The following is a 4,592-nucleotide window of genomic DNA, read 5'->3' as shown; positions in this document are numbered from 1 at the left end:
GACCAAAAGCTGAGTTACGGTGTCTTGATGCACCAGAAAGTTGAACGGTCTGTCACGCCTAAATTCTTATTTCTTTATCTCTTAAATTTGAAAACAGGTGATGTAAACATACGAGAAAGTTGAGTATAAGATTCTAAAACTCTGCGCTCTACCCCCCACAAAATCCATTCAGGATATATGCAATATATCGAAAATTTGCTCCAGTCTATGTCTATAAGTATGTCTAGTCAAAATGAGTTTATGAAACTCTGACTGAATATCCCTTTTCAGCCCAGGCTGCCTTTCTAGTCTATTTAGAACATCTTCAATTTGGTCTGGCTTGTGAAAAGTGATAGGTGAAGTTAGTTCCCGGGAAAAAAGTTTCAATCCCGGAGTGTAATCAGTGATTAAAAAACCTCCTGCTGCCCAAACATCAAAGTGACGCTGTGTAAGGCCAGACGGCAAAAGTAAGCTGGTTAAGTTAAGCACGTATCTGGCACTTGTATATACCTGGCTTAATGGCCCATAGTAGTCAATTTCTTCTTTAAAATGCACATTGGCAGGCAAAATATTTTTCCAATTTTTATCACCGTAAACCACCAGTCCATCTGTTCTGACCAAAGCCTGTAGACAAACCTTACGCCAGTATAGATTTAGAACCTCTGCGTTATAGCCAACATGGCGGACCTTATTTCCCGGCCAGAGGGGAATTTCCAGCTGTTTTAGCCACCACCCAAAATCCGGACGTATCCCCTGGAGGGCAAAATCTTGGGCAGAGGCTGAAAGGTTGGCCTCCAGTCTGGATGCGGCAAAAAATTTATCTTTATGCGGAAACTCACTGCGGCCCACAAAAACTACTTTGTCCCTGAGATAGTCTATCCTTTTCTCATGTGGGTAAAAAAACTTTCGTGATGTCGCCAAGGGAAGATAAAAAACTTTTTGCCCGCCGTATTTTTTTAAATACGGTATAAACCAGGAGTCAGTGACAAAGATAACCGTCTTCTGCCAGAACTTCCCTTTTATTCTGGTTAGGATATGAAATGGATTATCAACACACCAGACCGCGATGGGGATCCGACATCTTTCAATCAAAGCCAAATTCTCGCCCAGCGGGTCTATGCCTTGAAAGTTTATACTGAGAAAGAACTTGGGCCTTGTCTGGTTTAAAACTTGGGCAAGGTCATGGGCAGAAATATCTGGGGGAAGGAGTTGCGCGTTTAGGTTTAATTCCTTTAAGCCGTCGCAGATATCAGGAACCAAAAGAGAGTGTTCACTGCCAAAGATAAAGACTTGACTGTCGCCTTGAGCTTGCGGCGTACATTGACTATGGCCTTTCAGGCGGCAGATAGCTAAAACTTTTGTCCAGAACCCGGGGAAGAAGTTCAGAGCGGGGAGATACAGCCAAATCCTTGCCTGTGTTAAAAATCTCTGGTTTAATCTGGACGTTGACACCGGAGAAAATGTGGCCGGTATCTTTTGCCGCCAGGAGGCGCCCATCTGGTCCATAAACATGGGGCATTCAATGTAAAACGCCTGTTTATTCCGGGCAAGCTCGACAGCTATTTCAGGATCCGGCCCCAGCCCCAAAAAGAGGTCCAACTGACCTTTTTTGATGCATTTGAAAAACATTGGTCCTCTGCCCAGAGTCTTTAATTGACCAAGCTCTGTTTTGACCTTTACAGCTCTTGAGCTTGAGTTTATTGCTTTTGATGAACGCATTGTTGATTTCTTTAAGAATTCAGGGATAAGGATTGAGAATATTTTTTCTTACCCCTTCTTATCCCTTTTACCCCTTACCTCTAAAAGTTAATGAAGAAGTACCGCGACTTTTATTTTAAAAAGGCCAAAAAAGAGAACTATCCGGCCAGGTCAGTTTATAAACTGAAAGAAATGGATAAAGCCTTTAAACTTTTTTCGCCTGGACAGAAAGTTCTCGACCTGGGTGCCTCTCCTGGTTCCTGGTCCCTGTATGCTGCCCAAAAGGTAGGGCCTAAGGGACATGTAGTGGCTGTTGACTTAAATCCCCCTGGAACAACTTTTCCAGAACAGGTAAGTTTTGTCCAGGCAGATGTATTTACCTCTGATACGCATTTACAAGAGGTTCTAGAGCAATATGCTCCATTTGATCTGATCATCAGCGACATGGCTCCCAAGACTACAGGAATCAAATTTACAGATCAGGCCAGATCCTATAACCTGGCTGAACAGGCTTTGAGTCTAGCCCGCAACTGGCTTAAAGCAAAAGGACATTTTGTGGTTAAAATATTTTTAGGGCCTGATGTACCAAACCTGGTCCAGGAGATGAGGAAATCATTTACAAAGGTTAAACAATTTAAACCCAAAAGCTCCAGGTCTGAGAGCAAAGAAATGTTTTTAGTGGGACTTGGGTATAAAAAGTCATAAATGACTTTAACCGGTTGGATCAGTTGAATTATTGAATGAGAAGACCTCTTTTGGCTTCTCAAAGCTGTTCTCTTACAACTGTTATTGGCAAAACAAGGTGCTCATTCAACTACTCAACCATTCAACCATGATCATAAGGAGGATAAAATGGCAGGACATAGTAAATGGCATAATATTCAGCACCGTAAAGGCAGACAGGATGCCAAGCGGGGGAAAATTTTTACCAAAGTGACTAAAGAATTGATGCTGGCGGCCAAAATGGGCGGAGGCGATCCTGAGGCCAATCCTCGCCTTAGGGCAGCCATTGAGCAGGCCAAAAGCGTAAATTTGCCCAAGGACAAGATTGAAACAGCCATTAAAAAAGGCACTGGCGAACTGGCCGCTGAAAACATCGAAGAAGTAATCTATGAGGGTTATGGTCCGGGCGGAGTCGCACTGCTTATTCACGCGGCCACGGACAATAAAAACAGAACAGTGGCTGAAGTAAGGCATATTTTGAGTAAAAATGGTGGTTCCATGGGTGAATCTGGATGTGTAGCCTGGATGTTTGAAAAAAAAGGAGTGCTCTCCTTTGAGAAAGACAAATATAACGAGGATCAACTGCTTGAAGTTGGTCTGGAAGCAGGGGTAGAGGACGTGATTGATGATGGCGAGGTATGGCAGGTCCGGTGTGCCCCGGAAGATTTCAATGCTGTGAAAGAGGCTTATGCACAGGCAGGGATTGAGTATACAGAGGCTGAGCTTACTCAAGTCGCCCAGAACACAGTCAGTGTGGATGTGGAAACCGGGAAAAAGCTTTTGAAGCTCTATGAAGCCCTGGATGATCATGATGATGTACAAAATGTTTATGCCAATTTCGAACTTCCTGACGAACTGTTAAAAGAATTGGAAAGTTAATATAATAATGTGAAAGCGAGAGAACGGAAAAACGGGGAACATAGAACATTGAGCAAAAAAACCGACATTCTGGTTCTGGGCCTCGATCCCGGCTCCAGGTGTACAGGATATGGTTTTGTAGGAGAAAAGTCCGGACAGCTTATTTTAGTGGATGCAGGGACCATCCGCCCACATCCGAATAAGGATCTCGCCCAGCGTCTGGGTGATATTTTTACCAAATTGGTCGCTTTAATTGATAAATATAGTCCTGATGAAGCTGCGGTAGAAGATGTTTTTACAGCTTATAATTCTAGTGCGGCTTTAAAGCTGGGACAAGCCCGCGGGGCAATTCTGGTGGCCTGTGCCCATAAACATTTGCCGGTTTCTTCATATGAGCCTACAATGATAAAAAAATCTCTGGTCGGGGGTGGCCGGGCTGATAAAAACCAGGTAGCTTTCATGGTTGGACAGCTTCTAAATTGCAAACCTCATTGGGCCAAAGACGCCAGCGACGCCTTGGCGGTAGCCATAACCCATTTAAATCACCGTAAGCTGTCTCGCATAACGGGCTGCCATGCACTTTAACTTTAACACTCAAATTTTATGATAGCCTATCTAAGAGGGAAACTTATTTTCAAAGGGCAAAAGTCCTGTTTAATTGCTACTGCAGGCGGAGTAGGTTACGAGGTCTTTTTATCGGGCAGAGGGATGCAAGACCTGCCAGAATCCGGCCAGGAGCTTGAGATTTACATTTATACTGTTGTGCGTGAAGATACCCTGGATTTATATGGCTTTTTCACCTGGGAGGAAAGAGAGACATTCTCTGTTCTTCTGGGTATTCCAAAACTCGGGCCTAAACTGGCCCTGGCCGTGCTTAACTGCTTTACCCCAACCCAGTTAAGCCAGCTTGTGGCCAGGGAGGATGAAAAGGCTTTGGTTGCAGTGCCAGGCATAGGGCTAAAATCAGCCCGCAGGATTCTTCTTGATCTCAAGGACAAATTAAAGTTTATTCCCCCAACTCCAGAATATGAACATAAAGACCAATGTCAATCGTCCTCTGTTTATGACGATGTTTTGGCCGCCCTTTTGGCCCTTGGCTATACCCAGGCTGAAGTCACCCCCGTAATCAATCAGGTTCTTGAAAAAGAACCCGACCTGGATGTCAGCTCAGCCATCAGACTGGTCTTAAAAGAAAAGGCGAAAACTTAAAAAAATCAGTACGCTGGCAGGTTGACAAGTTGGTAACAATGCAAAGTAACTCAACTTTCTGACACGATTAACATCCTCAAATTACTACACAATTGAAGAGTGCATTTTCTGAAATGCATTACAAA

General features: G+C 43.9%; 5 protein-coding genes. 4 read left to right on the top strand and 1 reads right to left on the bottom strand.

Features of this window, described 5'->3' with window-relative positions:
• Window positions 1–168: 168 nt before the first annotated feature.
• Window positions 169–1,608 carry a glycosyltransferase family protein gene (locus KFV02_RS11285; protein WP_252381654.1) on the bottom strand — a complete coding sequence of 480 codons (1,440 nt, stop codon included), beginning with the start codon at window positions 1,606–1,608 and terminating at the stop codon, window positions 169–171.
• A gap of 180 nt (window positions 1,609–1,788) precedes the next feature.
• On the opposite strand from KFV02_RS11285, the gene KFV02_RS11280 reads away from it, so the two are divergent.
• The 4 genes from KFV02_RS11280 (at window position 1,789) to ruvA (ending at window position 4,467) form a co-directional block, all read left to right on the top strand.
• A complete protein-coding gene (locus tag KFV02_RS11280) occupies window positions 1,789–2,382 on the top strand; it encodes an RlmE family RNA methyltransferase (RefSeq protein ID WP_252381653.1) in 594 nt (197 codons plus the stop codon).
• Window positions 2,383–2,529: 147 nt separating this feature from the next.
• Window positions 2,530–3,279: a YebC/PmpR family DNA-binding transcriptional regulator gene (locus KFV02_RS11275; protein WP_252381652.1), complete on the top strand. Its 750-nt coding sequence runs from the start codon at window positions 2,530–2,532 to the stop codon at window positions 3,277–3,279.
• A gap of 48 nt (window positions 3,280–3,327) precedes the next feature.
• Entirely contained in the window at window positions 3,328–3,843 is a 516-nt protein-coding gene (gene ruvC, locus KFV02_RS11270) for a crossover junction endodeoxyribonuclease RuvC (RefSeq protein ID WP_252381651.1), read from the top strand.
• An 18-nt stretch (window positions 3,844–3,861) separates the two neighbouring features.
• Window positions 3,862–4,467, top strand: coding sequence for a Holliday junction branch migration protein RuvA (gene ruvA / locus KFV02_RS11265; protein ID WP_252381650.1), 606 nt, complete (start codon window positions 3,862–3,864; stop codon window positions 4,465–4,467).
• The last annotated feature ends 125 nt before the right edge of the window (window positions 4,468–4,592 follow it).

The sequence above is a fragment of the Desulfovulcanus ferrireducens genome (assembly GCF_018704065.1).
In the GTDB taxonomy this organism is placed as follows: domain Bacteria; phylum Desulfobacterota; class Desulfovibrionia; order Desulfovibrionales; family Desulfonatronovibrionaceae; genus Desulfovulcanus; species Desulfovulcanus ferrireducens.
This window is presented reverse-complemented; position numbering and strand designations above follow the sequence as displayed.

Excerpts from the sequence above, each read along its gene's own strand:
- KFV02_RS11280 (WP_252381653.1), top strand. The coding sequence starts at position 1,789 with ATGAAGAAGTACCGCGACTTTTATTTTAAAAAGGCCAAAAAAGAGAAC.
- KFV02_RS11285 (WP_252381654.1), bottom strand. The coding sequence starts at position 1,608 with ATGTTTTTCAAATGCATCAAAAAAGGTCAGTTGGACCTCTTTTTGGGG.
- KFV02_RS11275 (WP_252381652.1), top strand. The coding sequence starts at position 2,530 with ATGGCAGGACATAGTAAATGGCATAATATTCAGCACCGTAAAGGCAGA.
- ruvA (WP_252381650.1), top strand. The coding sequence starts at position 3,862 with ATGATAGCCTATCTAAGAGGGAAACTTATTTTCAAAGGGCAAAAGTCC.